Source organism: Neobacillus paridis, assembly GCF_016765675.1.
In the GTDB taxonomy this organism is placed as follows: domain Bacteria; phylum Bacillota; class Bacilli; order Bacillales; family Cytobacillaceae; genus Neobacillus; species Neobacillus paridis.
In genome coordinates this window covers 1-549 of sequence record NZ_JAESWB010000293.1, presented here as the reverse complement: position 1 = coordinate 549, position 549 = coordinate 1, and the positions used below count along the sequence as shown (strand labels likewise).

General features: G+C 51.9%; 1 protein-coding gene. It reads right to left on the bottom strand.

Translation table 11 applies throughout. The features are described from left to right. Positions 1-182: 182 nt before the first annotated feature. Entirely contained in the window at positions 183-329 is a 147-nt protein-coding gene (locus JK635_RS28900; RefSeq protein WP_202655508.1) for a hypothetical protein, read from the bottom strand. Between the last annotated feature and the right edge of the window lie 220 nt (positions 330-549).

Sequence of the window (549 nt, the reverse complement as noted above, 5' to 3'; positions counted from 1 at the left end):
TTGATGAATTCCATGATGTTTCCCTTTCAAAGTTGTCTACAAGAGGTCAATTAATTTAACTCCCACTACCACTGCGCGGATTTTATTGTTAGCCGTTGCCCACCCTGGAGAGCAAAAACCCCGGCGGCCTCCCGCTCCTTGTTTCTTAATTCCACTGCCGAAGCCCGGAATCAGAATCAGCCTTACATCACCTTGCCCAGCGCCAGCAGTCCGATACCGCCAACCACCGCCACCAGCGAGGCCACGAGTGCGCATTCGATAAAGGAAACGCCGTCCTCTTCCTGCATGAAGCGCATGAAGCCATCCGGCACGCCCTTTAATGAACACATGTCACTCTCCGATTTTTAAACCGCTTTCAACGCTTACCAGGCAGCGGAAAGTGCTTCCTGATGGGATGAACTATAAAGATCGGCGTGTAGGAGCGAGACTGACAAATGTCCTTTTCTCTGTAGGACTCGATAACCCTTGTTTGACGGGACAGGTAGTCGTTTTGTACTGGATGCGAGCAGGAGGAATGTCCCGGTGAGGATGTCTGGCGCTACCGCATCG